Below are 25,565 nucleotides of genomic sequence, written 5' to 3' on the forward strand. Positions count from 1 at the left end.
AGCCCGGCCGGTCGCCGACCACCAGGTATGGCTCACGGGCCAGTCTCCCCGGTCAGGCCGAGCGCGGGGTGTCACCGGACCCACGGTCGATGATCTCGGCCAGCGCGTCGGGGTCGGTGCTGTGCGTGCCGAGTCCATGGCCCGGGCCCTCGCGGGTGCCGTGGAAGTCGCTCGAACCGGTCATCAGCAGACCGAGGCTGGCCGCGAGGCCCCGCAACCGGTCCCGGGCGGCCGGTTCCTGGTCGGGGTGGTCGACCTCGATGCCGTCGAGGCCCAGCGAGGCCATGTACTCGATCGTGTCCGGCCCGACGATGGGGCCTCGGGCAGCCGCGTAGGGGTGCGCGAAGACGCTCACCCCGCCGGCGCCCTGGATCAGCCGGAGCGCGTCGGCGACGTCTGGCTGCTCCTTGCGCGCATGGTAGGGACCCCGGCTGCCGATCCACTTCGGCCCGAACGCCTCGTCGAGGTCGGAGATCAGCCCGGCGTCGAGCAGCGCGCCGGCGACGTGCGGCCGGCCGACCGTTCCCAGCGCCCGGGCCTGAACCTGTTCCCAGCTGACCGGTAGTCCGTCCGCCACCATCAGCTCCACCATCCGGCGGGCCCGGGAGTCCCGGCTCTCCCGCACCCGCCGTCGCATCGCCAGGAACTCCGGCTCCGCCGGGTCGAACAGGTACGCGAGGACATGCAGGCTGATCACCCGTCCGTCGGCGACCCGCACCTCACAGGAGATCTCGGCGCCCGGCACCAGCGTCATCCCGGCCGGCAGCGCGGCCGCCGCCTCGGCGATTCCGCCGGTCGTGTCGTGGTCGGTCAGCGCGAGCACCCGGACACCCGCGGCCGCCGCGGCGGCCACCAGCGCCGCGGGGGCCAGCAGCCCGTCGGACGCGGTCGAGTGGGTGTGCAGGTCGATGCCCGCCAACGCGGCCTCCCGGCTCAGAGGTACTGGCGAGCCGGTTCGATCATGGCGCGGACCGTCTTGCCGTCATGGAACTCGCCGATCGCTGTCATCGACCACACCGGCGTGTTCGGCACCCGCTGAACCTTGCACATCACCAGGCCGGTCGACCGCTTGGAGTCCGACAGGTCGAACCGGACCAGCTCCTGGCTGGTCAGGTCGTCGATCAACCGGCAGTACGCCCGGCGCACGTCGGTGAAAGGCTGGCCCTGGAAGCTGTTCACGGTGAAGACCAGCGCGATCACCGTGGGCGGCAGCGCCCCGAGGTCGACGAAGATCGTCTCGTCGTCGCCGTCGCCGGCCCCGGTGAGGTTGTCCCCGGAGTGCCGCACGGCGCCCTTCGCGCCCTTCTTGGACATGAACCAGACCCGGTCGACGTCCTTGCCGTGCGCGTCGTAGAGGATGCAGGACGCGTCCAGGTCGATGTCCTTGCCCTGCGCGGCCGGATCCCAGCCGAGCGCCATCCGGACCCGGGTCAACGGCGGGGCGCCCGTCTTCACCAGCGAGACGGCCTCGCCCTTGCGCAGCGACACCCGCCCCTTGTCGAGGTTGACGCCACCGGCGGCCGGCGGCCCCCAGTTCTTGTTCATGGCCGGGGAGCCAGGCGGCGGGCCCCACTGGCCGCCAGGAGGCGGTCCCCCGGGCTGCGCTGCGGGCGGCGCACCCCAGCCCGGATTGACCGGCGGCCCGGCCGGCGGCGCCCACTGCTGCCCGGACTGGCCCGCCCACTGGCCCGGCTGCGCCCCGGGCGGGGGCGGCGGGGCGGCCCACTGCCCCTGCTGGCCGGGCGGCGGGCCCCACTGCGGCTGGCCCTGCGGCTGCGCAGGACCCGACGGCGGCGGCTGCGGTGCTCGCGGCGGCTGTTGCCCGTACTGTGGCTGGCCCGCCGGCGGAGGACCCCACTGCGGCGACGCGGGTGGCTGGCCCTGCGCCGGGGCGCCAGGCGGTGGCCCGGCGGCGGCGCCTCGCGACGACGGGGAGGCAGGGGTGGGCGTCTGGTCCGGCCGGACCAGCTGGGTCGGAGCCTCGTAGTCGCCATCGTCCCACCGGCCCGGACCGCCCGCGGGCGGTCCGCTGGCCGCGGGCGAAGCGCTCGGGGGCGCCAGGGGCTGCGGCGCAGGCGTGCGGGTCGGGATGGGCGGAGCCGGCGGCGCGGCTGCGGCGTCGCCGTCGACGCTGATGCCGAAGTCCGTGGCGATACCCGCCAGGCCCGAGGCATAGCCCTGGCCGACCGCGCGGACCTTCCAGCTGCCCGCGCGCCGGTAGAGCTCGACCATGATGAGGGCGGTCTCGGTCCGCAGGCCGGACGGGTCGAAGCGGGCGATCTCGGCGCCGCCCTGGCTGGCGTGCACCGCGACGCGCAGCCCGTTGACCGCCGCGAACGTCGCCGGACCGGAGCCGTCCAGGCTTCCCGTCACGACCACCTTGTCGACGTCCGGGGGCACCGCCTGCAGCGAGAACTCCAGCGTGGACGGCGGCCGTAGCCGTACACCGGGGCCGGTGGGCTGGTTGTAGAAGACGAAGTCGGCGTCGGACCGGACCCGGCCGGACGCGGTGACCAACAGCGCGGCGATGTCCAGCGGCGTCGACGAGGAGATCTCCACCCGCACGTCCGGCGTCGGCAGCGGCGCGTTCGCCCCCTTGGTCAACACCCCAGCCATGGTTGCCTCCGTATCGCCAGTACTCCCCCGGCCAACGCGGCCAGCGGCCTCGATCGTTCCAGACGCCGCCCACGCCGCGACAGCGCCTACCGCTCAGTCGGGCCTCAGCGTGCCGCAGATCCCCGTCCGGCCTCAACGAATGTCGCCAGACAGACCGTTGACGGCCGGACCGGACGAACTTCGCCCGGTCCCCGGCAGCTGGCCCACGGCCGGGTGGACCGACCACGCCGTACCCGGCACATCCGCAACCACACGCTGCGCCGGCGGACGCGGGAAGGCTTCTGGCGCGCTCGACACCCGACCGTAGGATCAGGTCCGTGGAGGTCCGCGCCGCTGTCGAACGTCACCTGGTGTCGACGTTCGGGCCGGTCACCGGCCGCGCGGGTGTGACCTTCCTCGGCGCCGAGCCGATCGACGTGCTGCGGTTCGGCCCTCACCCGGACGGCTTCTTCCGGTACGCGACGGTCGGCATGTCCACGGAGCCGATGAGCGACCCGACGGCCGGCGTGCGCGATCCGGCCGGCCCGCGCGCCGAGCTGGTCCTCTCGCTGCGGACGCCCCGCGACAGCGTGGTGCGCCGGCTGGCGGTGCTGGCCGCGATCCCCGCGATCGACGGCGTCCCGGTCGTCGCCGGCTCCGGGCTCGACCTGGGCGAGCCGCTCTGGGACGACGCTCGTTTCCAGGCGGTGCTCGTCGGCGAGCCAGGCGGCCTGGTGCCGGACCTGCCGGCCGCCGACCTCGCCGGCCCCGAGACCGCGGCTGGGCAGCCGGCGCCGGTTCGCTTCCTGCCGCTGTTCCCGATGACGCCGAACGAGTCCGCGTTCAAGCGCGTCCACGGCGCCGGCGCCCTGCGGGAGCGCTGGCTGGCCGACGAGCTCGACCTGCGTGACCCCACCCGCCGAGAGGCCCGCCTGACCTGAACGACCGGACGCCGTCCATCGTGTCATCCTCAGTGGTCACGGGACCTGGCCACCGCGCCGCCTCCCTGCATGACTCGCCGGTCACAGCCCGGCTCGCCAGGAGGTCAGCTGGCCGGGGGCGCCAGGAGGCGCAGGGCGCCGGGGCGGACGAGGATCTCGGCTGGCAGGTCGGCCACGGGGTCGCCGTCCGCGTAGACCTGGAACGGCCGGTCGGCGGTCACGCTCAGCCGGGCCGCCCGGCGCACGGTGACGTGCTTCGTGTCGACGTGCCGCCCCGAGAAGACCCGGGGGAAGAGGGCCAGCAGGGTGAGCCGGCCGCACCGGCGAATGAAGATCACTTCAAGCTTCCCGTCGGCGATGTCCGCGTTCGGGGCCATCCGCATCCCACCGCCGTAGTAGGCGGCGTTGGCGGCGCCGACGGTCCAGCCGACGACCTGTTCGGGCTCACCGCCGTCGACGCTGACGGTGAACGTCGCCGGGCGCCAGGACACCATCGAGCGCAGCACCGCGTAGGTGTAGACGCTCTGCCCACGCAGCCAGCGGGTCCGGTTCGCCAGCGCGTTCACCTGGGAGTCGAAACCCAGACTGGCGATGCCGATGAACGCGGTCCCGCCCGCCTCCGGCAGGTCGACGCGACGCTCGACCGCCGTGGCGAGCGCCGTCGCGGCCGCCGCCGGGTCGCGGCCGATGCCGAGGCCGCGGGCGAAGTCGTTGCCGCGGCCGCCGGGCAACACGGCCAGGACGCCGCCCCCGGCCGCGGTGGCCCCCGCGACCCGGCCGACGAGCCCGTCCCCGCCGAGTGCTACCGCGACCTGCCCGGCCGCCGCCGCCGCGGCGGCCAGCTCGTCGGCGTGCGCGATGTCCCTGGTAGGAGACACCTCGACCTCACTGGCCCAGCCGCGCAGCGCGGCCTCCACCGCGGGCAGCACCTTCCCGGCCCGGCCGTGCCCGGCACTCGGGTTCACGATCACCCGCAGCCGGTCCAGCTGGACCGGTGCCGCCGGTGGCTGCCGCCAGCCCTCGCGGGCCTGCGGTGCGGCCGCCTCCTGCGCGGCCGCCTCCTGCGCGGCGGAGCCCGGTGTGGCGGAGCCCGGTACAGCGGACTCCGGTGCGGCCGGGACCGCTGGTGCGGGGCCCGCGGTTTCGGTCATGGCGGCCGGTCGCCTCTCGCTCGGGTTCACCTCGGGGGACGCCCGAGTGTGCAGAGCCTACGAGCAGCCGAGGCCGCACGGTGAGCCGTGGGCCCGCGCCGCCCATTCCGACGGCTCAGACCGCTCGGGAACTCGTGGGACCGCGCCGCCCTGCCCGCGGAGGGCTCAGGCCGCCGACGAGGCCATCCGCGTTCCCAGCCGGTCGGTGGGGGCGCCGAAGACCAGGCGGTCGGTCAGCGTCTGCTGGTCGCCCAAGTCCGCCAGCACGAGGTGCTCCAGCAGCAGCAGCGCCGCGTCGGCCGGCCAGAGCAGCACCCACAGCCAGACGCCACCGGCCTCGCCGACGAAGGCGGCCCGGTCGGGCGGCGACCGCACCGGCCATAGCGCGGTCGGATGTCCGGCCGCCTCGACCTTCGCCTCGGGCAGCGTGTCGAGCTCGTTCGGGTCGGGCCCGGCGATCCCGGCGAGCCGGGCGCCGAGGCCGGTGCCCGGCGACTCGGCCACCAGCAGCATGTCGGCCGGGCCGCCGACCGGCGACGGCCCGGCCGTGGCCAGCGCGGTCGCCCGCGCTCCGGTCCGGTCATCCCCGGCCCAGCCGACCCCGCCGACGTACCAGTGCACCGGCATCGGCGTCGGCACCCAGACGGGCACGGCGGCCGAGCCGGCGAGCTGGCGCAGTGCCTCCTCCGGTGCCGCCGTCCCCTCACGCCAGGGCGCGACGGCCGCATGCACGTCGCACCGCCACTGGTCGCTCCGCAGGTCGGGCGGCCTTAGCTGGCCGAGGCAGCGGGGACAGGCGGGTGCGCTTGTCACCTGGCTCCTCCCGAATTTCTCCTCAAGTATCCCGGGACCACCTACAGTGGGTTACGTCCCGCCCTCAAGGTGTTGCCACCACCCAGCCTCGACAAACCGGCGACCACGGTTTGGAGTAGCGGGTGGGTGCGAGGCTCAGGCTTCGGCCGGGACCGGGCGGCCTGGCTGCTCGCCGCCGCGCGCCTCGCCGTAGGACCGTTTCGGGACCATCACCTTGCGCCGGTAGATGCAGACGACGACGCCATCCTGGTTGTAGCCACGGGTCTCGACGGTCACGACGCCCCGGTCGTCCTTGCTCTTCGACTCGACCTTGTCCAGGACGGCCGACTCGCCGTAGATCGTGTCGCCGTGGAAGACCGGCTTGACGTGGCGCAGCGACTCGACCTCAAGGTTGGCGATCGCCCTGCCTGACACGTCGGCCACCGACATGCCCAGCAGCAGCGAGTAGACGTAGTTGCCGACGACGACGTTGCGCTTGAACTGGGTGGTCTCCTCGGCGTAGTGCGCGTCGAGGTGCAGCGGGTGGTGGTTCATGGTGAGCAGGCAGAACAGATGGTCGTCGTACTCCGTGATCGTCTTGCCTGGCCAGTGCTTGTAGACGGCACCGACCTCGAACTCCTCGTAGTACCGGCCGAACTGCATGCGCCCTCCCTTGACCAGACATTGCGGGCCGAGCCGGCCCGGCCACGGGCCGGCGACCGCTCGTACCGAGGGAGCGTAGGCGCCGACCCGGACGGCGCGCAGGCGTTCGCGGGCAACATCACTACCGCGCGGCTCTCGAACTGTCACGCATCCGCCCGACAGGGCCCCGGTACCTGGGCACGCGTGCCTCGCGCCACGAACAAGGGCCGTCGGCACGAGGCGCCTCCCCGTACCGACGGCCCGTTCGGACCAGGGAAGGCCGTCCTAGTGGGCGTGCGGCGGCGTCGCGGCCAGCCCCCGGGATGGCGACAGATTCAGCGACCGGCCGGCGAGCCCACGGGAACGGTGACCGAGCCGGTCGGCCACAGTCCGCAGCTGCTTGCTGGCCTCGCAGTCCGGGTCGGCGACGACCAGCGGTTCGCCGGCGTCGCCCCCCTCGCGCAGCCGAACGTCCAACGGGATCTGCGCCAGCAGCGGGACGTCGTGGCCGAGCACCGTGGTCAGCCGCTCGGCGACCGCGGCCCCGCCGCCGGCCCCGAACAGGTCGATCCGCTCGTCACAGTGCGGGCAGGACAGGTAGGCCATGTTCTCGATGACCCCGACCACGTTCTGCCGGGTCTGCGTGGCGATCGTGCCGGCCCGCTCGGCGACCTCGGTGGCCGCGACCTGCGGGGTGGTGACAATCAGCAGCTCGGACGACGGAACCAGCTGCGCGAGCGAGATCGCGATGTCACCCGTGCCGGGCGGCAGGTCGAGCAGCAGGACGTCGAGGTCACCCCAGAACACGTCCGAGAGGAACTGCTCCAGTGCGCGATGCAGCATCGGCCCACGCCAGGTCACCGGGGCGTTGCCCCGCGTGAACATCCCAGTGGAGATCACCTTCACGCCGAACGCCTGCGGCGGCATGATCATCTTGTCGACCTGGGTCGGGCCACGGTCGATGCCGAACATCCGGGGCACCGAGTGCCCGTAGATGTCCGCGTCCAGCACGCCGACCTTCAGGCCCGAGCCGGCCATCGCGGCGGCCAGGTTGACGGTCACCGACGACTTGCCGACGCCGCCCTTGCCGCTGGCCACCCCGTAGACCCGGGTGAGCGAACCGGGCTGCGCGAACGGGATCACCCGCGTCGCGGCGCCGCCGCGCACCTTCTCGTGCAGGGCCGTCCGTTGTGCGTCGTTCATCACGGACAGCACGACGCGGGCGTCGGTGACCCCCGCGACGCCGCGGACGGCACGGCTGACCCGATTGGTGATCTCGTCCCGCATCGGGCAGCCGGACACCGTGAGCAGGACCACGACGTCGACCGAACCGTCACCGCGGACCTGGATGGCCTCGACCATGTCCAGCTCGGTGATCGGCCGGCCGATCTCGGGGTCGAGAACGGTCGCGAGCGCCGCCTGGACTGCTTCCTGGGTCGGCTGAGCCGATCCCGGAAGGGCCCCGGCGTCGGATGAGGAAGTGGGAGCTGACAACGAAACCTCGGCCGTCTGGCTGCCGCCGGCCGGCGGTAGCGGCGGTTCTCGATCGAACTGGAGACCCGATCGAGCGGACATCAGGACGCTGCCGGGTAGCGGTGCCGGGGCGTAGTCCCGGGCGGCACGCCGACAACGGCGTCTCGGAGTTCCACCATAGCCCGCCGCGGCGGCCGCGCGGGCCGCCGCGGAGAGCGGGGGCCCAGACGCTCCCGCCTCACTCGGCCAGGGGTTCCCCTGCCGGGCGGTGCGACCTGGTTCGGGGACTGTGATGCCACCAGCTCGCAGCGGCCAGCATGCGTGGCCGCGCCGGACGTACGCTGATCGAGTGAGCCTGCCCGGGTCGATGACGACGCTCCCGCGCGCGGCCCAGCGCCGCCGCCGGTCCGTCACGGCCCGGCTCACACCCGTCACGACACCTCGGGCCGCCTGGCCCGGCACCCCGAGGTCGAGCTACCCGCGGCCAGAAGGTTCGAGCTAGCCCCATGCTCACCCAACCAACGTCCTCGCCCGACGCCACGCCCGCCGAGACCGAGATCACGCGGGCCGAGACAGGCGCGGACGAGGCCCCGGCGAGCGACCGGGTCGACGCCAGAGGAATGCACGCGTGGCGGAACCTGCTGCACGCGCACGCCCAGGTCACCCGGGTCCTGGAGGCGGAGCTGGAGGAGGCGCACGGCCTGCCGCTGGCCTCCTACGACGTGCTGGTCCAGCTGTCCGAGGCCCCGGACGGCGCGCTGCGGATGAGCGAGCTCGCCGACGCGGTGCTGCTGTCGCGCAGCGGGCTGACCAGGCTGGTCGACCGGCTCGTCAGGGAGGGCCTGGTCGAGCGCCGGTCCTGCCCGTCCGACCTGCGCGGCACACTGGCCGTGCTCACGCCCGCCGGTCTGGACAGGCTGCGTGCGGCGTCCGGGACCCACCTTCGCGGCGTCGCCCGCCACGTGCTGGCCCACTACTCCCCCGCCGAGCTGGAGCTGCTCGGCGACCTGCTGGGACGGCTGGTGACCAGCGACGAACCGGGCGGCTGCGGTCAGCCGGCCTCCGCCGCGGGCTGCGGCCAGACCGAGTAGGACGCGCCCGGCTCAGGTCGCCTCGGTGTCCCAGGGGAGGTCGGCGGACTCCGGCTGGGCCGCGGGCAGGCTGATGCTCGCCTTCGTGCTGGCCTTGGCGCCGTTGTTCTTCGACAGCGACGGGGCGCCGCCGGGGCTGCGGTCCTTCGTCAGCAGCGGGCCCGACGGGGTCTCGTCGCCGAAAAGGTCAAGCTTCCCGTGCTTGTCCAGGATGGACGGGAAGAGCGCCTCGTCGTCGTCCTCCAGCAGCGCCTTGCGGACGAACGTCTTCGGGTGCAGGTCCCGGATGTCCAGGTCGGCGTACTCCGGGCCCAGCTCGGCCCGCAGGTCCTCGGTCACCCCGCTCGCCATCTGCCGCAGCTGCCGGATGAGCCTGCCGGCATCGCGGGCCACCCTGGGAAGCTTGTCCGGACCGAAGACGAACAGTCCGATCAGCAGCAGGACAGCGATTTCTCCCCATCCGAGCCCGTTGAACACCGGCTGAGCGTACCTCCGCCACCCGCGCCCGCGAAGTGCCCGCGCATGACGCTCTGGTAAGGGTCTTGCTTCGTTCACGCGTCCGGCCGGGGCCGGCCGGCGCCGAGCAACGGTGCCGGCGGGCCAGTCAGGGCTCAGGACTGCTGTTCGGCCAAGGTCACCTGGGTGGTCGCGGTATGGCCGGCTCGGACGTAGCTGACGAGCAACCGGTCGCCGACGTGGTGCAGGCGGGCCGTCTCCAGCAGCTGGTCCGCGGTCGCGACCGCCTTGCCGTCGATCTTCGTCACCACGTCGCCCACCCGCAGGCCGGCCGACGCGGCCGGCCCGCCCTGGTCGAGATCACGGATCAGCGCGCCCGGCACCCGGCCGCTGCTGGCCGCGGCCGCCGCCGTGACGGTGTCGGCCGACACGCCGAGGTACGGGTGGGTCGCGTGCCCGGTCTGGATGATCTCCTGAGCGATCGAGCGGGCGTAGTCGATCGGGATCGCGAAGCCCACACCGATGCTGCCGGTCTGGCCGTCCTGACCGCCGGGAGCGCCCGGAACCGCCCCGATCGCGGTGTTGATGCCGACCACCTGGCCGAGCGCGTCCAGCAACGGCCCGCCAGAGCTACCCGGGTTGATCGCCGCGTCGGTCTGGATCGCGCCGGAGAGCACCGTCGTGGCCCCACCCGCGACCGGCTCCGTCGGGCTGCGGTCCAGCGCGCTGACGATGCCGGTGGTGACCGTGCCGGAAAGGCCGAGTGGCGCGCCAATCGCGATCACCGGGTCACCGACCCGCAGCGGCCCCGACTGCCCCAGCGTCGCGGCCGGCAACGAGCCGCCATCGTCGATCTTGATGACGGCCAGGTCGGTCTTCGAGTCCTCACCGACGAGGTGCGCCGGAAGCTGGGTCACGTCCTGGTAGCGGCTGACGACGATCTTGCCGTCCCCGGCCGCGGCCGCGATGACGTGCGCGTTGGTGAGGATGTAGCCGTCCGCCCGGATGATCACTCCGGCGCCGGTGCTGCCGTCGTGACCCTGCACCTGGACGGTGACCACGGACGGCAGCGCCTTCGCCGCCGCATCGGCCACCGACCCGGCACCGGTGACGGGCACCGTCGCGCTGACGACCAGGCCGCCGGCGCCGGAACCGGAGTCCCTGGGCGCGAGCCAGGTGGCGAAACCACTACCGACCAGGCCGCCCAGCACCCCGGCGGTGACGGCGACCGCGGCGAGCGCCCGGCCACTGAACCGCCGGCGGCGCCCGTCGCTCACGACCGCGAGCGGTGTGTCCTCCCGATCAGCTGGCTCGGTGCGCTCGACCCGTGGCTGCGCCGGCCGGGCCGCGGCGGCTGGTTCCGACGCCGGCCGTCGGTGCTGGTGGGAGTGCGGCTGGGCACGCTCGGTGGGCGGCGCGACCGGTGGTCGAGGTGGCTGCGCCCGCGCCGCTGGCTGGTCGCGACCAGCCGAGCCTCCGCCCGCCACGGCCGGCGTCCACGGCGTCGCCTCCCCCGGCTGAGGCCGGATCGGTTGCGCCCGCGACCTGGAGGTGGCGGCACCGGGCTCCGGGCTCTTCGGCGGGGCGGGCTTCGCCGAAGGCTGCTGGTGACCGTCGGTCACCTGGCCGGTCGTGTCCCGGGCGGCCGGCTCGGCCTTCGCGTCAGCGGGCGGGGCGGCCTGCGTCGTCGAGCCCGACTGCCCAGCCTGCCCGGCCGGACTGGCGGGGTCAGCCGAGCCGGAACGTGCCGCGGACGCGTCGCCGTCCGGCGGGTCCGGCTCGGCGCGGGCCGGCGGCTCTGCGGGCGTCTGGCGATACCAGGTGGGTCGCTGCGGCGGGCGTGGCCGAGCCGACGGCTCGTCGATCGACGGCTGGTCCGGTGTGGTCGGGCCCGCGGCGGCCGCCTCGGCCGGCTCATCCCGATGGGCGGGGCGCTCCGCCGCCGGCGTGGCCCGCGCGGTCGAAGCGGGCGCGGCGGGTTCGGCCGAGGCCGGCACGGCAGCCGCCTCCAACCGGCGCGGGCGGGCCGGTGCGGCAGGCTTGGGCGTCCCGGGTTTGGGCGTCCCCGGTTTGGCGGCCCCGGGCGGGTTCGCGGTCTTGGGAGTCTCGGCCTTGGGGGCCTGCTTCGCGCTGAGGCCGAGCGGGTCAGCCGGGTCGAGCCCAGGCTCGCCGGACGCCGCCGCACCAGCCGCGGCCGAGCTGGCCGTCGAGGTGACGGCTGGCGTCCGCGGCCAGGGGCGGGCACCGGAGCCAAGGGAATCGGGCCGGCCAGCCAGGTCGGCCGCCCGTACCGCGCCCGCAAGCGTCTGGGCACGTTGCGCGGCGACCCGGCCCAGCGCGCTCGTCGCGGCGGCGTCAAGGCCCAGAGGCTCGCCGTCGGTCACGCCCACGCGCCCTCCGATCACGCCCGCGCCGCTCGGAGAACTCCCGGTTCCCTAGGCCGGCCCGCCCAGGACAGCGTGTGCGAAATACACGGTAAGGCCTGTTCGTGAACTCCCCCACAGCACCCGGACAGCCGACCCACACCGGGAGGCCGATTCGTCCGGCGTAGGGCACACCTTGACAAGGCGCGCCCCTACCGTCATCTGCCGGCAGCTCCCGGCGGGACGTCAGGGTCGCTGCGCATAGGAGACAGGCGCGATCTGCGGCGTCGGCCGACCGCCGTTGGCCACCGGTAGCTGGCTGGCTGGGGCGGACGGTCGGACGGTCGGCGAGCTGCCGCCGGCCACGCTCGCGTGGTCCGACGCGGCCGCCCCGGTGACGGTGAGCACCATCAACGCCGCCGAGCTGATCAGCGTCCGGCGGACCCGGGATCGCCGGGCCGGCCGGACCAGGCCGCCAGCGAGCAGCGGCACCCGCCCAGGCCGCGCGATCCCCCCGGCCGGGGCCGCCCGGTCGGCCCGCCCCGGCGGACCGACCAGCACCAGCCGCTGACGAGCCGGCGGCCCGAACGCGACCGCGCGTGCCGCGCCCACCATCGGCATCCGAGGTTGCGTGAGCACGGCGGCACGCCGGCCGGCGACCACCCCGAGATCGTCGGGAGCGCGACCCTCGGCCGGGCCCGCATCGGTCAGGCCGACCCCGAGCCCACGCAGCCGGTCGGCCAGCTGGTCCGGCAGGGCCGGTTCCCACAGCCCGGCCAGCCGCTGCTTCATCCGGCGGTACTCGGCCACCTGCCGTCGGCAGCTCGAGCAGTGGGCCAGGTGGGCCAGCGCCCGGTCCCGGTCGTCGTGCCGCAGCTGGCCGTCCACGAGCGGGCAGAGCCGCCCGCCAAGATGTCCCGTCACGCCCGGCTCTCCGCGCCGACCTCGACGCTGGGGCTGGCCGCCGCGCGGCGCCTACGGCCGCGGGGGCGCGATTCCCCTTCCCGACTGGTGGGCACCGGGGACGGCTCAGGGCTCGGCTCGGCCGCGGCCACCAGCGCGACCGCGTCCGGCAGCTGGTCCGGTACGGCCGCGATGACCTGCTCGTCGACGGTCCGGAAGTCGCGTGGGGCGCGGTCCGCCAGCGCCGCCCGCAGCATCGCCCGGCCACGGGAGATCCGGCTGCGCACGGTGCCGAGCTTCACGCCCAACGTCTGCGCGATCTCCTCGTAGGACAGCTGCTCGATGTCGCACAGCACGACGGCGGCCCGGAAGTCAGGCGGCAGTGCGGCCAGCGCCGCCTCGATGTCCGCGTCGAGGTGTGCCTCGACGTAGACGGCCTCCGGGCTCGCCTCGCGGCCGGCCAGCCGCTCGGTGTCCTCCGGGAGGGCGTCGAACCGGATCTTCTGCTGGCGGCGCATCCGGTCCAGGAACAGGTTCGTGGTGATCCGGTGCAGCCAGCCCTCGAAGGTGCCGGGGGTGTAGTCGGCGAGCGAGCGGAAGACCCGGACGAAGACGTCCTGGGTGAGGTCCTCGGCATCGTGCGCGTTGCCGGTGAGCCGGTAGGCCAGCCGGTAGACCCGGTTGCCGTGCTCGCGCACGACGTCATCCCACGACGGCGGCACCCAGGCCGCTGCCTCCTGCGCCGGCTGCGCCGCCTGGACGGACGATGGTGCGTCCTGTCCAGTCACGGTGGCCTCTCGATCAGTCCGGGACGATGACCGTACTCGACGGGCCGGCCACGGCGCGGCAATCCCCGCTGCGGACACGAGTTCTTCTCCCCTCGTCCAGCTAGAACGACGCGTTGGCGGAGCTCGGCCTAACTCGACACGACATCTGATGACGGGAGCAACGCACCTTCGTACGACGCCGTTCCCGTAGGCTTCGCCTGTCATGCCGGACACCGACATCGGCGCGCAAGATCGAGCCGCCGCCTTCGCCGAGGGCTTCCTGTTGGAAGACCCGATTCTTCGCGCTGCCCGCGCCCGCGCCGAGGAGGTCGGGATTCTCCCGATCAGCCCCGGAGCCGGAGCGGTGCTGCGTTTCCTGGCCGCGTCCGTGGGCGCGCGTGCCGTCGTCGAGATCGGTACCGGGACCGGAGTCTCGGGCACCTGGCTGCTGCGAGGCATGCGGCCGGACGGCACACTGACCACGATCGACGTCGAGGCCGAGCATCTTCGGCTGGCCCGGCGCACGTACGCGGACGCCGGAATGGCGCCCAACCGGAGCCGGCTGATCACCGGCCGCGGCCTGGATGTGCTGCCCCGCCTCACCGACGGGGCCTATGACCTGGTGTTCTGTGACGCCGACCGGCGCGAGGGCACCGAGTACCTCATCCAGGCGCTGCGCCTGCTGCGCCCGGGCGGGGTCGTGGCGTTCGCCGGCATCCTGATCGACGGCCTGGCCGCCGACCCTGCGGTGCGCAACCCGGAGATCATGGCCATCCGCGAGCTGGCGACCGCCGTGCGCGACGATGCCCGCCTGACGCCGATGCTGCTGAACTCCGGCGACGGGCTGCTGGTCGCCGCCGTCGCGAAGTCCTATCCGGTCGGATAGCTTGCCCGGGCGGGCCCACGGCGGCGCGGTCATGAGTTCACCTCACCCCCGGTGCCTTATGGTCACCTGAAGTACGGGTAAGGCTGTCGGATTTCCGACATACGATCCGAATGGCCCGTTCGCGCAGGCGGCGACCCGGCCGCCCGGTGCCCTGGCGCGGCTGGCGCGGCGCGGCCCGCGGGGTGGAACCGAAGCAAGTCGCCCAGCCGAGAAGACACCTCTCGTTACCCGGCCGGCCGGCGCGTCACGAGACAGTACGGGCAATTCCAAGGGGACGATCATGTCTGGCAGCCGGCGGCCGGCGCTCGACCGGGGCAGCGCAAACGCCTCGATGGCGGCATTCCTCGTAGCCGTCGCCGTCATTGCCTGCCTGGCCGGCTACGCCGTTCGCAAGGCCACGCTGCACAACGGCGGCTCGGGCACGCCAGCGCCCACGGCCGCCGCCACCGCGACCCCGCCAGCCGCCACTGCCCCCAGCGCGTTGACCGGCCTCACAGCGGAAGCCGTCGCGATCAAGCTGGCCGGCGCCGGCCTGCCGCTGAGGACCGTCGCGGTGTACACCGCCGACAGCGACCCGAACCAGCTGTTGGGCAAGCCCGGCGGCTACACCAGCAAAATCGAGTTCACCGATGCGCGGACCGGCGTCAACCCGGCCGGGGTCACCAGCCAGGACCCAGTCGAGATCGGCGGCAGCATTGAGGTCTTCGCCACTGCCGCCGGCGCCGGCGGCCGCCTCCAGCAGCTGCGGCAGATCACCGCGGCCGGCGGGCAGCTGACCCAGGAGTTCGACTTCCAGCGGGACGCCGTGGTCCTGCGGATCTCCCGATATCTGGCGCAGGCGCAGGCGCAGGCCTACAGCACGGCGCTCACCGCCCTGGCCACGCCGGCCGGCTGACCGCTCCCCCGTGCCGGGCGGCTAGTCACGGCCATGCCGCGGCCGGTGGAAGATCCCGTCACGCTCGGGCCGCAGCCGCGGCGGCTGGTAGTCCTGCTCTCCGGGCACCGACGCGGGCGCCGGTAGCGCCAGCGCGGCGACGTGCCGGCGGGCCCACCGCAGGCTGTCGTGGTCAGTGATGACCTGCCGCCAGCCCGCCAGCGCCTCCTCCACCGCCGGTAGGTCCGCGACGGCCAGAATCTCGACCCGTAGCTCGTCGACCGCCGCCTGGTGGAGGTTGTAGTGGTCGAAGATGGGTGCCAGCAGCCCGCCGCCGGGATGGGGCTCCCGGACCGCGTACAACTCCCGGGTCCGCGCCACCCAGCTCAGCCGGAAGGTCGACGCCGCATCGGTGTGGTCGGTCCAGCCGGCACCGAAGGAGACCTCCTCCGACTCCTGACGCTGTGGGTCCGCCGCGTAGAAGTCACGGATGTTCACGAACCAGACGTTCCCACCCGGCCCGCGGCCGAACCAGGCCCGGCCGGTGGAACGTCCGCCGCCCAGCCGTCAGGAACCGAGGGTGCCCTCGGCGTCGGCGGTCAGCCAGCGCAGCAGGGTGCGGACACCCCAGCCGGTGCCGCCGCGGGTGATCTCGGCGTCGTCGGCGTCGGACCGAGCGGTCCCGGCGATGTCCAGATGGGCCCACGGCAGGCCGGCGGTGAACTCACGCAGGAAGAGGGCGGCCGAGATCGACCCGCCGCCGACGTTGAGTGCCGTGCCCATGTTCGCCAGGTCGGCGACGGTTGAATCGAGCGCCGGCCGGTACTCCTCGACCAGCGGCAGCCGCCAGACCCGCTCGCCGGCCAGCTCCGCCGCGGCCGTCAGCTGACCAGCGAGCGTGTCGTCGCTCGCGAACAGCCCGGCCGTCCGCCGGCCGAGCGCGATCGAGACCGCGCCGGTCAGGGTCGCGAGGTCGACGAGCACCTCGGCGCCGAGCGCTCCCGCGGCGTAGGCCAGCCCGTCGGCGAGCACCAGCCGGCCCTCGGCGTCGGTGTTGAGCACCTCGACGGTCGTCCCACCCCAGCAGCTGATGACGTCGCCCGGGCGCAGGGCGGCACCGCCGATCATGTTCTCGGCGATGCAGAGCAGGCCGGTGACCTTGCCGGGGGCGCCCAGCTCGGGCAGCGCGGCCATGGTCGCGAGCACCGCCGCGGCACCGGACATGTCGGTCTTCATGCTGGTCATCGACCCGGGCGGCTTGAGCGAGAGGCCGCCGGAGTCGAAGGTGATCCCCTTGCCGACGAGCACGCGGTGCCGGGCGGCCGGGCCGTCCTCGGCCGGTGGGCCCTGGTAGCGCAGCTCGACCAGGCAGGGCGGCCGGGAGGAGCCGGCACCGACATGCGTCAGCCCACCGAACCCGCCGGCGGCCAGCTCCTTCGCGTCCAGCAAAGCGGCGTCGAGCCCGGCGGCGCGGGCCGCCGCCATCGCCCGCCCCGCGAGCCACTCCGGGGACTTGACCAGGCTGGGAGTGTTGATCAGGTCCCGGGCCGTCAGCACGGCGCGGGCGACCACCGACGCGCGGCGGACTGCCTCGGTGGAATCGGCCAGCTCGGTCGGCGTCAGCGCGCGCGAGGTCCAGACGACGATCTCGTCCAGGCCTGGTCCGCCCGCCGCGGCCGGAGCGCTCTCGTCCGCCGCGGGCGCGAGCTCGTCGGTCGCCCCGTCGGTCTCGCCGACGCCTTCGACCTCCCGTCCGGCCCCGGTCAGGTCGGTCGCGCCAGCCGAGAGGTCACCCGTCTCGACATCCGCCGCGCCGCGCTCGGCCCCGGCCGCCTGGTCACCCTCGGTGTCCAGTTCGTCCGCCGCTATGGGCTCGCCTGGGCCCTTGGGCTGCTTGTACGAGGCAAGCGCGACGCCCTCGGTGAGCGCGGCGAGCTGGCCCGGCTCGGGGTCGGCGACCAGCGCGACCTTGTCGCCGCCGCCCGCCCTGCGGGCGAGTGCCGCCCCGGCGGTCCGCCACTCCCCGACGCTGCCGCCGCCCGCGCCCACCAGCAGCAGCTTCGTCGGCGCCTCGGCTCTGGCCAGCGGGACCACCAGCACCGAGCCGGCACCACCACCGACCTTGTGCGCGGTCAGCAGCGCGTCGAGATCAAGGCCGAGATCGGCGCAGGCTCCGGCCGCCGCGGGGCTGACGAGACCCACGGCGCTGACGGCCGGGGAGTCACCCTGGTCACCCGTCGGCCCGTCGGCGGGCGCACCGGTGCTCGCGCCGACTTTGTCGGCCGTGTCGCCCTGGGCAGACGACAGGACGACCACTGCGAGCACGGACGATTCCGGCGCGGTCGGCCCGCCGGGCCGTAGGGTGACCACCGGGACCCGCCCACGCTCGGACTCACTACGGATGGAGATAGCCACACCTTCCCAGACCCAGAGCGAGCCAGCGGGCGACCGAGGAGCACGACGGCGTGCTCACTCGCACGGGCAGCCATGACACCGGCGGCATCAACACCAAAGCGCCCAGGCCGAGGCTCACTCGACGCCGGGCGTCCTGGGCTTTCCCCGGGGGCACGTGGCGGGCACCCGGCCAGCCGCCCACCGGCGGCGACCGGGCCGACCCGCGCTAGCCGACCGCGGTCTTGAGGGCGTCGCCCAGCGCGCTCGCCTCATCGGCGGTGAGCTCGACGACGAGCCGGCCGCCGCCCTCGAGCGGGACGCGCATCACGATCCCCCGCCCTTCCTTGGTGACCTCGAGCGGACCGTCACCCGTCCGCGGCTTCATGGCCGCCATCGGTGCACCTCTTCCTGCCGTCGGACCTACGTCTGCCGACGATTATCCCGTAGTCAGGGCAGCAAACCGAAACACGGCCCTCCGCAGAACCACAACGGTCGGCGGCCGATGTTGTCGGGCCCTAGAGCGCCCGACATGTCGGGCGCTGGGCGCCCTCCCCACGCTCACCGCACCACGGAGCAGAAATCGGCGGCTCGAGCCCGGCAGCGGCCGTGTTCACGGCCCGATCCGCCTGGCCGGGCCGGGAACGGGGCTATCCGTCGATGCCGGGCCACGGTGACTGGCCGTCGGCGGGCGTGCCGGGTGACGCGCCTTCGGGGCCCCCGGCCGGCCTCTGCGCGGCGTCGGCGTGGGCAAAGGTGGCGAGACGGACCAGCTCGTCGTCGCGGCGGGCCAACTCCTCGTCCCGCCAGGCAAGCTCGCCGGCCAACCGGGCGAGCACCGCGTCCACCTCGGCCATCCGATAGCCGCGGAAGGCGAGGTTGAGCCGGATACCGCCGACCTCCCGCGCGCTGACCGGGCCGTCGCCGGGCAGACCGGTTGGCGCCGCGTCGGGCGAGGCCGGGGCCATCCGGTCGAACCAGCCGACAGCCAGTGCCGCGACGACGAACACGAGCGCGGCAACGACGAGGATCTCGATAGCGAGCACCACTCCCTGATCGTACGGTCGAGCCCTGTGTGCCCGGCCCGACGGGCACCGGCACCGGCACCGGCACCGGCAGGACAACGCGAACCGGGCCCGCGGCCCTCCGAGGCTGGAGCCCCGGTACCGGCCCCCAATCCGAACCCGCCTCAAGGCCTGGCCACCCGCCCGTGCCGCCGCCGTCTGGCAGGCTCGGGGGCGTGCCGCACGACGTCGCCCTGCCTGGGAATCTCCGTCCGCCTGGGAACCTCGGTCCGCCTGGGAACCTCGGTCCGCCTGGAGACCTCGGTGACCGCCGCCCCGACGCCGAGGGCCGTGGGTCATCCGGCCAGGGCCGGCGCCCTGGGCCGCTGCGGCTGGGGCGCCGGGAGTTCGGGCCGACCGAGCTGGTCGTGATGGCGATCGTGAACCGGACGCCGGACTCCTTCTTCGACAAGGGCGCGACCTACGGCGAGGCCGAGGCACTCGCCGCCGTCGAGCGCGCGATCGCCGAGGGCGCCGGGATCATCGACATCGGCGGGGTGAAGGCGGCGCCGGGCGCAGAGATCAGCGCCACCGAGGAACTGCGCCGGATCGGCGGGTTCGTCGCCCGGGTGCGCGCCGCCCACCCGGGCGTGGTGATCAGCGTCGACACCTACCGGGCCGAGGTGGGCCGCGTCGTCGTCACCGAGGGGGCCGACCTGCTCAACGACGCCTGGGGCGGCGTCGAGCCGGAGCTGGCCGAGGTGGCGGCCGCGGGGGGCGTCGGCCTGGTCTGCACGCACGCCGGGCACCTGCCGCCGCGCACCCGGCCGCACCGGATGGCCTACCCGGATGTCCTGGCCGACATCGTCGCGACCACCTGCGGGCTCGCCGAGCGGGCCGTCTCACTCGGGGTGCGCCCGGACGCGGTGTTGATCGACCCGGGACACGACTTCGGCAAGAACAGCCGCCACTCGCTGGAGGCGACCCGGCGGACGGACGAGCTGGTGGCCACCGGCTGGCCGGTGCTGATGGCCATGTCCAACAAGGACTTCGTCGGCGAGGCCCTCGACACACCCGTCGAGGAGCGCCTGGAGGGCACGCTGGCGGCTACCGCGGTCAGTGCCTGGCTCGGCGCCCGGATCTTCCGCGCCCACCAGGTCGCGGCTACCTGCCGGGCCCTGCGGATGGTCGCGGCGATCCGCGGCGACGCCGACCTGGCCGTGGCGCGCCGCGGGCTCGCGTAAGCCTCGGCTCAGTCGATCGGGGGTGCCGAAGCCTCGATCGCCTCGCCGACGGTGGGACTCGCGGCCGGGCCGACGCCGGCGGCCGCTTCGAGGAAGTCCAGCGCCTCGGTGGGCGTGGTCGACCAGCGCAGCAGCGCACGGGCCTCGGGACGCACGAAGCCCCGGTCGACCAGGCCGTCGACGAGCGTGTGCAGGTGGGCGAAGACGCCGTCCGGGTCGAGGACGACGATCGGCTTGGCGTGCATGCCCAGCATGGCCGCCACCCAGATCTCGAACAGCTCCTCGAGGGTGCCGAGGCCGCCGGGCAGCGCCAGGAACGCGTCCGCCCGCTCGTCCATGATCGCCTTACGTTCCCGCATGGTCTCGGTCACGATCAGCTCGTCGGCGTCGGTGTCGCTGACCTCCAGGTCGAGCAGCTTGCGCGGGATCACCCCGAGGGTGCTCGCCCCGCCGGCCCGCGCCGACCGGGCGACCGCGCCCATGCAGGAGATCGATCCGCCACCGGAGACGAGCGAGTGGCCACGCGCCGCGAGCTCCGTGCCGACCTGGCCGGCGAGCAGGACGTACCCCGGGTCGATCCGCTCCGACGACGAACAGTAGACGCAGATCCTCATGAACCCGGCTTTCTACCGGCCCCGCGGCTGGGGCGGCGCGCTGGAGGCGATGCCGTCCACAACCAGCCGGACGGCCTCGTCGACGTCGTCGGTGAGCGCGAACAGGTCGAGGTCGGTGTCCTTCATCCGGGCGGTACCGACGACGGTGCCGCGCAGCCAGTCGAGCAGGCCGCGCCAGTAGTCGGTGCCCAGCAGCACGACCGGGAACTTGCGGACCTTGCCGGTCTGCACCAGGGTCAGCGCCTCGAACAGCTCGTCGAGGGTGCCGAGCCCACCCGGCAGGATCACGAACGCCTCGGCGTACTTCACGAACATGGTCTTACGGACGAAGAAGTACCGGAAGCTGACGCCGAGGTCGACCCAGTCGTTGAGCTTCTGCTCGAACGGCAGCTCGATGCCGAGGCCGACCGAGAGCCCGCCGGCCTCGAGCGCGCCGCGGTTGGCCGCCTCCATCGCGCCCGGCCCACCGCCGGTGATCACAGCGAAGCCCGCCTCGACGAGCGCGGCGCCGAGCCGGCGGCCGACCTCGTAGTCCGGGTGGTCGCGCGGCACCCGGGCCGAGCCGAAGACCGTCACCGCGCGTGGCAGGTCGGCGAGCAGGTCGAAGCCCTCGACGAACTCGCTCTGGATCCGCAGCACCCGCCAGGGGTCCGCGTGGGTGAAGTCCCCCGAGCCATGGTTGGCCAGCAGCCGCTCGTCGGCGGTGGAGTGCCGGATCTGGGCGCGACGGGCCAGCTGCGGGCCGCGTCGCTGCTCCGGCGGCGGGGTCGGGAACACGCCCGGCTCGTACCGGCGCGGGCCGTCGTTCGGCGGCACCGGAGCCCCCAGGGCCGTGGTCTCGTCGAGCACGGCAGCCGCCTCGGCCGCTGCGAGCGCGAGGCTGTCGGCCGGCGTCGGGTCCGGTTCACCAGGCTTGATGGGTGTCACCTCGGCACCATAGGCCACCCGGACGCCCGGCTGGACCGCCGGCCAGGCCGGGCGATGGCCACTGCCGACCATCCGGCGCCGGCAGGATCCGCGTGGTGACCACGGCCGGCGCCGAGCGCCGGTTTCGCGCTGTTGCGTCCGTCAGCAGAAGCGGACGGCGCCGACGCGCTGTGACGAATCCCATCCATGATTACTAGAGGTACGCTGCCATTACCCGACAGTGAGATATGCCCGCAGAACGCGCTCGGCCTCTTCGACCAGAGGCAGCTCGACGTACTCGTCCCGGGTGTGGGCGAGGTTCGGGTCGCCCGGGCCGTAGTTGAGCGCCGGGATGCCGAGGGCCGCGAACCGGGCGACGTCGGTCCAGCCGTACTTGGCCCGCGGCCGGCGTCCGGTGGCCGCGACGAACGCCGCGGCGGCCGGGGCCGACAGGCCGGGCAGGGCGCCGCCCGAGTTGTCGGTGAGCTCCAGCTCGTAGCCCGCGAGCACCTCCTGGACATGGGCTAGGGCGCCCGGCACGTCCCGGTCCGGGGCGAACCGGAAGTTGATCGTCACCTCGCACCGGTCCGGGATCACGTTGCCCGCGACGCCCCCGGCGACCCGCACGGCGGAGAGGCCCTCGCGGTACGCGCAGCCGTCGATCTCGACCGTGCGCGGCTGGTAGGCCGCGAGCCGGGTGAGCAGCTCGCCGGCCCGGTGGATGGCGTTGTCCCCGAGCCAGGAGCGGGCCGAATGGGCGCGCTGGCCGGGCAGTGTGGCGATCACCCGCAACGTTCCCTGGCAGCCGGCCTCGATCTCGCCGCCGGTCGGCTCCATCAGGACAGCGAGGTCGCCGTCCAGCCAGTCCCGGTGCCGCTCGGCGAGCCGACGCAGCCCGTTGCGAGCGGCGTCGACCTCCTCGTTGTCGTAGAACACCCAGGTCAGGTCATGCGCGAGCGCCTCGGCTGGCACCGTGGCGGCGAGGCGCAGCATGACGGCGACGCCGGACTTCATGTCGGACGTGCCGCAGCCGTAGAGCCGGTCGCCATCGCGGCGGGACGGCACGTTGTCCGCGATCGGCACGGTGTCGAGATGGCCGGCGAGCACGACCCGGGTGGGACGGCCGAGGCTCGTGCGCGCGACCACCGCGTCGCCGTCCCGGTCCACCACCAGCCGCGGCAGCGCCTGGAGCGCCTTCTCGACCGCGTCGGCCAGCGGCCCCTCGGAGCCACTGACCGACGCGAAGTCCACCAGCGCCGCGGTCAGCTCCCCCGCCGGCGCCGCGACATCAAGTCCCATGCCAGCACCCTACGAGCCTGGCCGCAGGCTCAGGTGGCGACGCCGTGTTCGCGCAGGACGTCGTTCAGGGCCAGCTTGTCGTGGACCTCGCCTTCGGCCAGGGTGCGCAGCACGAGGATGCACGGCATCGAGAACTCACCACCGGGGAAGCGCTTCACCCGGCTCGACCCGACGGCGACGGCCCGCTCCGGGATCTCGCCGCGTGGGTACTCCTCGCCGGTGGTCGCGTCGAACACATGGGTCGAGGCGGTCACGATCGCGCCCGCGCCGAGCTTGGCACCGCGGCGGACCCGGGCGCCCTCGACGACCATGCACCGGCTGCCGATGAAGGCGTCGTCCTCGACGATGACCGGGACCGCGTTCGGCGGCTCCAGAACGCCGCCGAGGCCGACGCCACCGGACAGGTGGACGTTCTTGCCGACCTGGGCGCACGAGCCAACCGTGGCCCAGGTGTCGACCAGCGTGCCGGAGTCCACGAAGCCGCCGATGTTGGTGTAGCTCGGCATGAGCACGGCGCCGGGGGCGATGTGGGCGCCCCAGCGGACGATCGCGCCGGGGACGACGCGGACGCCGTCGAACCGGGTCTTCAGTGGCATCCGGTCGTTGTAGTGAAAGTCGCCGGCGTTGGACTCGCCCATGGGCAGAACCTTGAAGGACAGCAGGATCGCGTGCTTGGCCCGCTCGTCGACGACGACCGGGCCGTCGGCGGCGACGAACGCGACCCTGGCCTCGCCGGCGTCAATGGCGTCGACAGCCGCGACGACGGCCTTGCGGGCATCCGCGTCGGCCGGGGTGATGTCCGCCCGGCGCGCCCAGAGCTCGTCGATACCCGAGTCCAGCGGAGAGACGAAGGATGAAGTGCTCACCAGCCCGACCCTAGCCGAGCCCGCCACCACCCCGGAAAACCGAGGCCAATCGGGGCTCGGAGATCACCCGCACCACGGAACGCAGAGATCACCCGCACTACGGAACGCCTCGGCCGCTGGGGCGCCCTGGCGGCCGCTCCCGCGGTGGGCGGGCAGTCAGTCGGGCGCCCGACGGTCAAAGACGCCGACCCGCCGACCCATCTGGCGATCTTCGGTCAGTCCAGCTGTGGGCGACGGCCGGTGATCGCCAATTGCGCTGGGACAAATACGACAAACTGGGCATGGAACGTCAATTTCCCAGACCCAACTGGCGATCATGAAGAATCCCGGCGGCGCCAGAGCGCGATGATCGCCAATTGCGCAGGGGAAACGGGGGCGCGGTGCGCGGACCACCGGCCCCCGCAGGATTGACACGCTGGCCAGGCGGCCGGTACCCCGAGACGGGCGATTGCTAACTAGACCTGTCTTCCGCACATGGGGTTTCGATGCCCCGACCGAGGCCATTTTCAATCATGAAGTGGGGCTCGCATCGACAACCCGCACCCGCTGTGATCGAACGAGTTGAATCCCGTCAGATTTCACCCTCCGGAAGCCCGACAGTCGGACGGTGGGCCGACAAGAGATCACTCGCCCTGACCATAGGGTGCACGTGCGGAGAACAGGCCTAGACCCCGGCCGGCCCAGGTCCAGTCCTCCTGGCCCTGGGCCGGATGATCACCTCAGGTCGGCTGGCCCGTCCTGCTCGTCCGGGCCGCCGTAGGTGTCCGCGAGACCTGCGAAGGTGTCGAAGACCCCCTGCCGGTCCGCGCCCAGGCGGGCAGGGCCGGGCTGGCCGGGCGCCCGCTGGCCGTAGCCGGGCTGTCCATGGTCCGGCTGGCCATAGCCACCTTCACCGTGGCCGAGCTGTCCATGGTCGGGCTGGCCGTAGCCAGCCTGACCGTGGTCGGGCTGGCCGTAGCCTGGCGGTCCGGCACCTGGCCGTGGCTGCCCGTACCCGGGTCGCCCCTGGCCGGCGGCCCCGCGGCCGGGTGCTGGCGGCTGGTGGCCGCCCGGTGCGCCGCCTCCCGGGCCGGTGATACGCACAGGCCCGGTCGGCGGTGCCTGCCCGGCTGGCGGATAGGCGTACCCACCGGTGCGCGGGCCGGTGGCCGGCGCGGCCGATCGTGGCGGCGGCAGCATGGCCATGCGTTCCGGCACCGTGGCCACGTGGGCGTCCGGAGCCGTCAGCGCGACCCGCACATGCAGCCGGCCGGCCTCGCCGTAGAACGTGCCCGGCGCGACCAGCACGCCGACGCTCGCCAGCGCGTCCACCGTCGCCCACGCGTCCTCGCCGCGAGTGGCCCACAGGTACAGGCCGGCCTCGCTGTGCTCGATCGTGAACCCGGCGACGGTCAGCGCCGCCGCCAGCACCGTGCGGCGGTTGACGTACCTGGCCCGCTGGTCGGCGACGTGCATGTCGTCGGCGAGACCAGCCGTCATGGCGGCCTGGACCGGGCCGGGCAGCATGAAGCCCGCGTGCTTGCGCAGCTCGAGCAGCTCCCGGGCCAGCACCGGGTCGCCGGCGACGAACCCGGCGCGGTAGCCGGCCAGGTTCGACCGCTTCGACAGCGAGTGCACCGCCAGCAGGCCCTCGTGCGAGCCGCCGCAGACGTCCGGGTGCAGCACCGAGACGGCCCGGTTCTCCCAGCCGAGCTCGATGTAGCACTCGTCGCTCGCGACGATCACCCCGCGGTCCCTGGCCCAGCGGACGACCGCCCGCATCTCCTCGACGCTCATGCAGCGGCCGGTCGGGTTGGACGGGGAGTTCAACCAGACCAGCGCGACCCCGTCCGCCGGCCCGTAGACCGGCTCGCAGTGGGCGAGCAACGCGCCGACCTCATACGTCGGGTACGCCGGGGTCGGCACCCAGACCCGGTCGCCCGGGCCGAGGCCAAGCTGGGTCGGCAGCTGAGCGACGAGCTCCTTGGTCCCGACCACGGGCAGCACCGCTGACGGGTCGACGCGGACGCCGAGCCGCCGGGCCATCCATCCGGCCGCCGCGTCCCGTAGCTGCGGCGTGCCCCAGACCTGGGGGTAGCCGGGCGAGTCCGCGGCGGCGGCCAGGGCACGCTGGATGACAGCCGGCACCGGGTCTACCGGGGTACCGACGGACAGGTCCACCAGGCCGTACGGGTGCTGGCTGGCCTTCTGCCTGTACTGGGCCAGCGTGTCCCAGGGAAAGTCAGGCAGCCGGACCTTGGCCCGGCCGCCCGTTCGGGTCGGACGCGGTACGCCGGTGGGGCCGCTCAATGCCGCGCCTTCGCTGCG

At 73.9% G+C, this 25,565-nt stretch carries 24 protein-coding genes; 5 read left to right on the top strand and 19 right to left on the bottom strand.

Annotated elements, in window-relative coordinates:
- Positions 1 to 52: 52 nt before the first annotated feature.
- Positions 53 to 919 (bottom strand): PHP domain-containing protein, encoded by an 867-nt coding sequence (locus FRADC12_RS08985; RefSeq protein WP_045876323.1) that lies wholly within the window; start codon positions 917 to 919, stop codon positions 53 to 55.
- 14 nt (positions 920 to 933) lie between these two features.
- Positions 934 to 2,616 carry a TerD family protein gene (locus FRADC12_RS08990; RefSeq protein WP_045876324.1) on the bottom strand — a complete coding sequence of 561 codons (1,683 nt, stop codon included), beginning with the start codon at positions 2,614 to 2,616 and terminating at the stop codon, positions 934 to 936.
- 317 nt (positions 2,617 to 2,933) lie between these two features.
- Here FRADC12_RS08990 and FRADC12_RS08995 point away from each other — a divergent pair, with 317 nt between their 5' ends.
- Positions 2,934 to 3,536, top strand: coding sequence for a suppressor of fused domain protein (locus FRADC12_RS08995; protein WP_052710772.1), 603 nt, complete (start codon positions 2,934 to 2,936; stop codon positions 3,534 to 3,536).
- A gap of 104 nt (positions 3,537 to 3,640) precedes the next feature.
- Here FRADC12_RS08995 and FRADC12_RS09000 read toward each other — a convergent pair whose 3' ends face one another.
- The 4 genes from FRADC12_RS09000 to FRADC12_RS09015 all read right to left on the bottom strand — a co-directional run bounded on the left by FRADC12_RS09000 (position 3,641) and on the right by FRADC12_RS09015 (position 7,615).
- Positions 3,641 to 4,687 (bottom strand): diacylglycerol/lipid kinase family protein, encoded by a 1,047-nt coding sequence (locus FRADC12_RS09000; RefSeq protein WP_052710773.1) that lies wholly within the window; start codon positions 4,685 to 4,687, stop codon positions 3,641 to 3,643.
- Positions 4,688 to 4,852: 165 nt separating this feature from the next.
- Positions 4,853 to 5,500, bottom strand: coding sequence for a DUF6758 family protein (locus FRADC12_RS09005; protein WP_045876326.1), 648 nt, complete (start codon positions 5,498 to 5,500; stop codon positions 4,853 to 4,855).
- A gap of 135 nt (positions 5,501 to 5,635) precedes the next feature.
- Entirely contained in the window at positions 5,636 to 6,142 is a 507-nt protein-coding gene (locus FRADC12_RS09010; protein ID WP_045876327.1) for a MaoC family dehydratase, read from the bottom strand.
- 264 nt (positions 6,143 to 6,406) lie between these two features.
- Positions 6,407 to 7,615: an Mrp/NBP35 family ATP-binding protein gene (locus tag FRADC12_RS09015; protein ID WP_045876328.1), complete on the bottom strand. Its 1,209-nt coding sequence runs from the start codon at positions 7,613 to 7,615 to the stop codon at positions 6,407 to 6,409.
- Between the two features lie 599 nt (positions 7,616 to 8,214).
- On the opposite strand from FRADC12_RS09015, the gene FRADC12_RS09020 reads away from it, so the two are divergent.
- Positions 8,215 to 8,685, top strand: a complete 471-nt coding sequence (locus tag FRADC12_RS09020; RefSeq protein WP_232304134.1) for a MarR family winged helix-turn-helix transcriptional regulator — start codon at positions 8,215 to 8,217, stop codon at positions 8,683 to 8,685.
- A gap of 12 nt (positions 8,686 to 8,697) precedes the next feature.
- Here FRADC12_RS09020 and tatB read toward each other — a convergent pair whose 3' ends face one another.
- The 4 genes from tatB to sigE form a co-directional block, all read right to left on the bottom strand.
- Positions 8,698 to 9,162: a Sec-independent protein translocase protein TatB gene (tatB, locus tag FRADC12_RS09025; protein ID WP_045876329.1), complete on the bottom strand. Its 465-nt coding sequence runs from the start codon at positions 9,160 to 9,162 to the stop codon at positions 8,698 to 8,700.
- Positions 9,163 to 9,296: 134 nt separating this feature from the next.
- The gene (locus FRADC12_RS32960; protein ID WP_232303686.1) at positions 9,297 to 11,531 is read right to left on the bottom strand and encodes a S1C family serine protease; all 2,235 of its coding nucleotides are present in this window, start codon (positions 11,529 to 11,531) and stop codon (positions 9,297 to 9,299) included.
- Positions 11,532 to 11,750: 219 nt separating this feature from the next.
- Positions 11,751 to 12,428, bottom strand: a complete 678-nt coding sequence (locus tag FRADC12_RS09035; protein ID WP_157488748.1) for an anti-sigma factor family protein — start codon at positions 12,426 to 12,428, stop codon at positions 11,751 to 11,753.
- Positions 12,425 to 13,195, bottom strand: coding sequence for an RNA polymerase sigma factor SigE (gene sigE, locus FRADC12_RS09040; protein ID WP_045876330.1), 771 nt, complete (start codon positions 13,193 to 13,195; stop codon positions 12,425 to 12,427). Before sigE ends, FRADC12_RS09035 begins: the two co-directional genes overlap by 4 nt.
- 202 nt (positions 13,196 to 13,397) lie before the next feature.
- On the opposite strand from sigE, the gene FRADC12_RS09045 reads away from it, so the two are divergent.
- Together FRADC12_RS09045 and FRADC12_RS09050 are read left to right on the top strand one after the other, a co-directional pair.
- Positions 13,398 to 14,060, top strand: coding sequence for an O-methyltransferase (locus FRADC12_RS09045; RefSeq protein ID WP_013421922.1), 663 nt, complete (start codon positions 13,398 to 13,400; stop codon positions 14,058 to 14,060).
- 280 nt (positions 14,061 to 14,340) lie between these two features.
- Positions 14,341 to 14,955: a hypothetical protein gene (locus FRADC12_RS09050; RefSeq protein ID WP_045876331.1), complete on the top strand. Its 615-nt coding sequence runs from the start codon at positions 14,341 to 14,343 to the stop codon at positions 14,953 to 14,955.
- Between the two features lie 21 nt (positions 14,956 to 14,976).
- On the opposite strand, the gene FRADC12_RS09055 is transcribed toward FRADC12_RS09050, so the two are convergent.
- From FRADC12_RS09055 to FRADC12_RS09065, 4 genes are all read right to left on the bottom strand, one after another.
- On the bottom strand, positions 14,977 to 15,432 hold the full coding sequence (locus tag FRADC12_RS09055) for a hypothetical protein (protein ID WP_045876332.1): 456 nt from the start codon (positions 15,430 to 15,432) through the stop codon (positions 14,977 to 14,979).
- Positions 15,433 to 15,501: 69 nt separating this feature from the next.
- The gene (locus FRADC12_RS09060) at positions 15,502 to 17,259 is read right to left on the bottom strand and encodes a leucyl aminopeptidase family protein (RefSeq protein ID WP_045876333.1); all 1,758 of its coding nucleotides are present in this window, start codon (positions 17,257 to 17,259) and stop codon (positions 15,502 to 15,504) included.
- 295 nt (positions 17,260 to 17,554) lie between these two features.
- On the bottom strand, positions 17,555 to 17,722 hold the full coding sequence (locus tag FRADC12_RS29405) for a DUF3117 domain-containing protein (RefSeq protein WP_007511639.1): 168 nt from the start codon (positions 17,720 to 17,722) through the stop codon (positions 17,555 to 17,557).
- Positions 17,723 to 17,975: 253 nt separating this feature from the next.
- On the bottom strand, positions 17,976 to 18,374 hold the full coding sequence (locus FRADC12_RS09065; RefSeq protein ID WP_045876334.1) for a DivIVA domain-containing protein: 399 nt from the start codon (positions 18,372 to 18,374) through the stop codon (positions 17,976 to 17,978).
- Between the two features lie 341 nt (positions 18,375 to 18,715).
- On the opposite strand from FRADC12_RS09065, the gene folP reads away from it, so the two are divergent.
- Positions 18,716 to 19,573, top strand: a complete 858-nt coding sequence (folP, locus tag FRADC12_RS09070; RefSeq protein WP_198153113.1) for a dihydropteroate synthase — start codon at positions 18,716 to 18,718, stop codon at positions 19,571 to 19,573.
- Positions 19,574 to 19,581: 8 nt separating this feature from the next.
- Here folP and FRADC12_RS09075 read toward each other — a convergent pair whose 3' ends face one another.
- The 5 genes from FRADC12_RS09075 to dapC form a co-directional block, all read right to left on the bottom strand.
- Entirely contained in the window at positions 19,582 to 20,187 is a 606-nt protein-coding gene (locus FRADC12_RS09075) for an LOG family protein (protein ID WP_045876335.1), read from the bottom strand.
- A gap of 12 nt (positions 20,188 to 20,199) precedes the next feature.
- Complete coding sequence (locus FRADC12_RS09080) at positions 20,200 to 21,114, bottom strand: LOG family protein (protein WP_232303687.1); 915 nt, start codon at positions 21,112 to 21,114, stop codon at positions 20,200 to 20,202.
- 210 nt (positions 21,115 to 21,324) lie between these two features.
- A complete protein-coding gene (dapE, locus tag FRADC12_RS09085) occupies positions 21,325 to 22,392 on the bottom strand; it encodes a succinyl-diaminopimelate desuccinylase (RefSeq protein WP_045876336.1) in 1,068 nt (355 codons plus the stop codon).
- Positions 22,393 to 22,421: 29 nt separating this feature from the next.
- Entirely contained in the window at positions 22,422 to 23,258 is an 837-nt protein-coding gene (locus FRADC12_RS09090; RefSeq protein WP_045876337.1) for a 2,3,4,5-tetrahydropyridine-2,6-dicarboxylate N-succinyltransferase, read from the bottom strand.
- Positions 23,259 to 23,972: 714 nt separating this feature from the next.
- Entirely contained in the window at positions 23,973 to 25,547 is a 1,575-nt protein-coding gene (gene dapC / locus FRADC12_RS09095; protein ID WP_045876338.1) for a succinyldiaminopimelate transaminase, read from the bottom strand.
- Positions 25,548 to 25,565: the final 18 nt, after the last annotated feature.

The sequence above is a fragment of the Pseudofrankia sp. DC12 genome, assembly GCF_000966285.1.
In the GTDB taxonomy this organism is placed as follows: Bacteria; Actinomycetota; Actinomycetes; order Frankiales; family Frankiaceae; genus Pseudofrankia.

Excerpts from the sequence above, each read along its gene's own strand:
- FRADC12_RS08990 (WP_045876324.1), bottom strand. The coding sequence starts at position 2,616 with ATGGCTGGGGTGTTGACCAAGGGGGCGAACGCGCCGCTGCCGACGCCG.
- FRADC12_RS09000 (WP_052710773.1), bottom strand. The coding sequence starts at position 4,687 with ATGACCGAAACCGCGGGCCCCGCACCAGCGGTCCCGGCCGCACCGGAG.
- FRADC12_RS09010 (WP_045876327.1), bottom strand. The coding sequence starts at position 6,142 with ATGCAGTTCGGCCGGTACTACGAGGAGTTCGAGGTCGGTGCCGTCTAC.
- FRADC12_RS09020 (WP_232304134.1), top strand. The coding sequence starts at position 8,215 with ATGCACGCGTGGCGGAACCTGCTGCACGCGCACGCCCAGGTCACCCGG.
- FRADC12_RS09045 (WP_013421922.1), top strand. The coding sequence starts at position 13,398 with ATGCCGGACACCGACATCGGCGCGCAAGATCGAGCCGCCGCCTTCGCC.
- FRADC12_RS09050 (WP_045876331.1), top strand. The coding sequence starts at position 14,341 with ATGTCTGGCAGCCGGCGGCCGGCGCTCGACCGGGGCAGCGCAAACGCC.
- FRADC12_RS29405 (WP_007511639.1), bottom strand. The coding sequence starts at position 17,722 with ATGGCGGCCATGAAGCCGCGGACGGGTGACGGTCCGCTCGAGGTCACC.
- FRADC12_RS09075 (WP_045876335.1), bottom strand. The coding sequence starts at position 20,187 with ATGAGGATCTGCGTCTACTGTTCGTCGTCGGAGCGGATCGACCCGGGG.
- dapE (WP_045876336.1), bottom strand. The coding sequence starts at position 22,392 with ATGGGACTTGATGTCGCGGCGCCGGCGGGGGAGCTGACCGCGGCGCTG.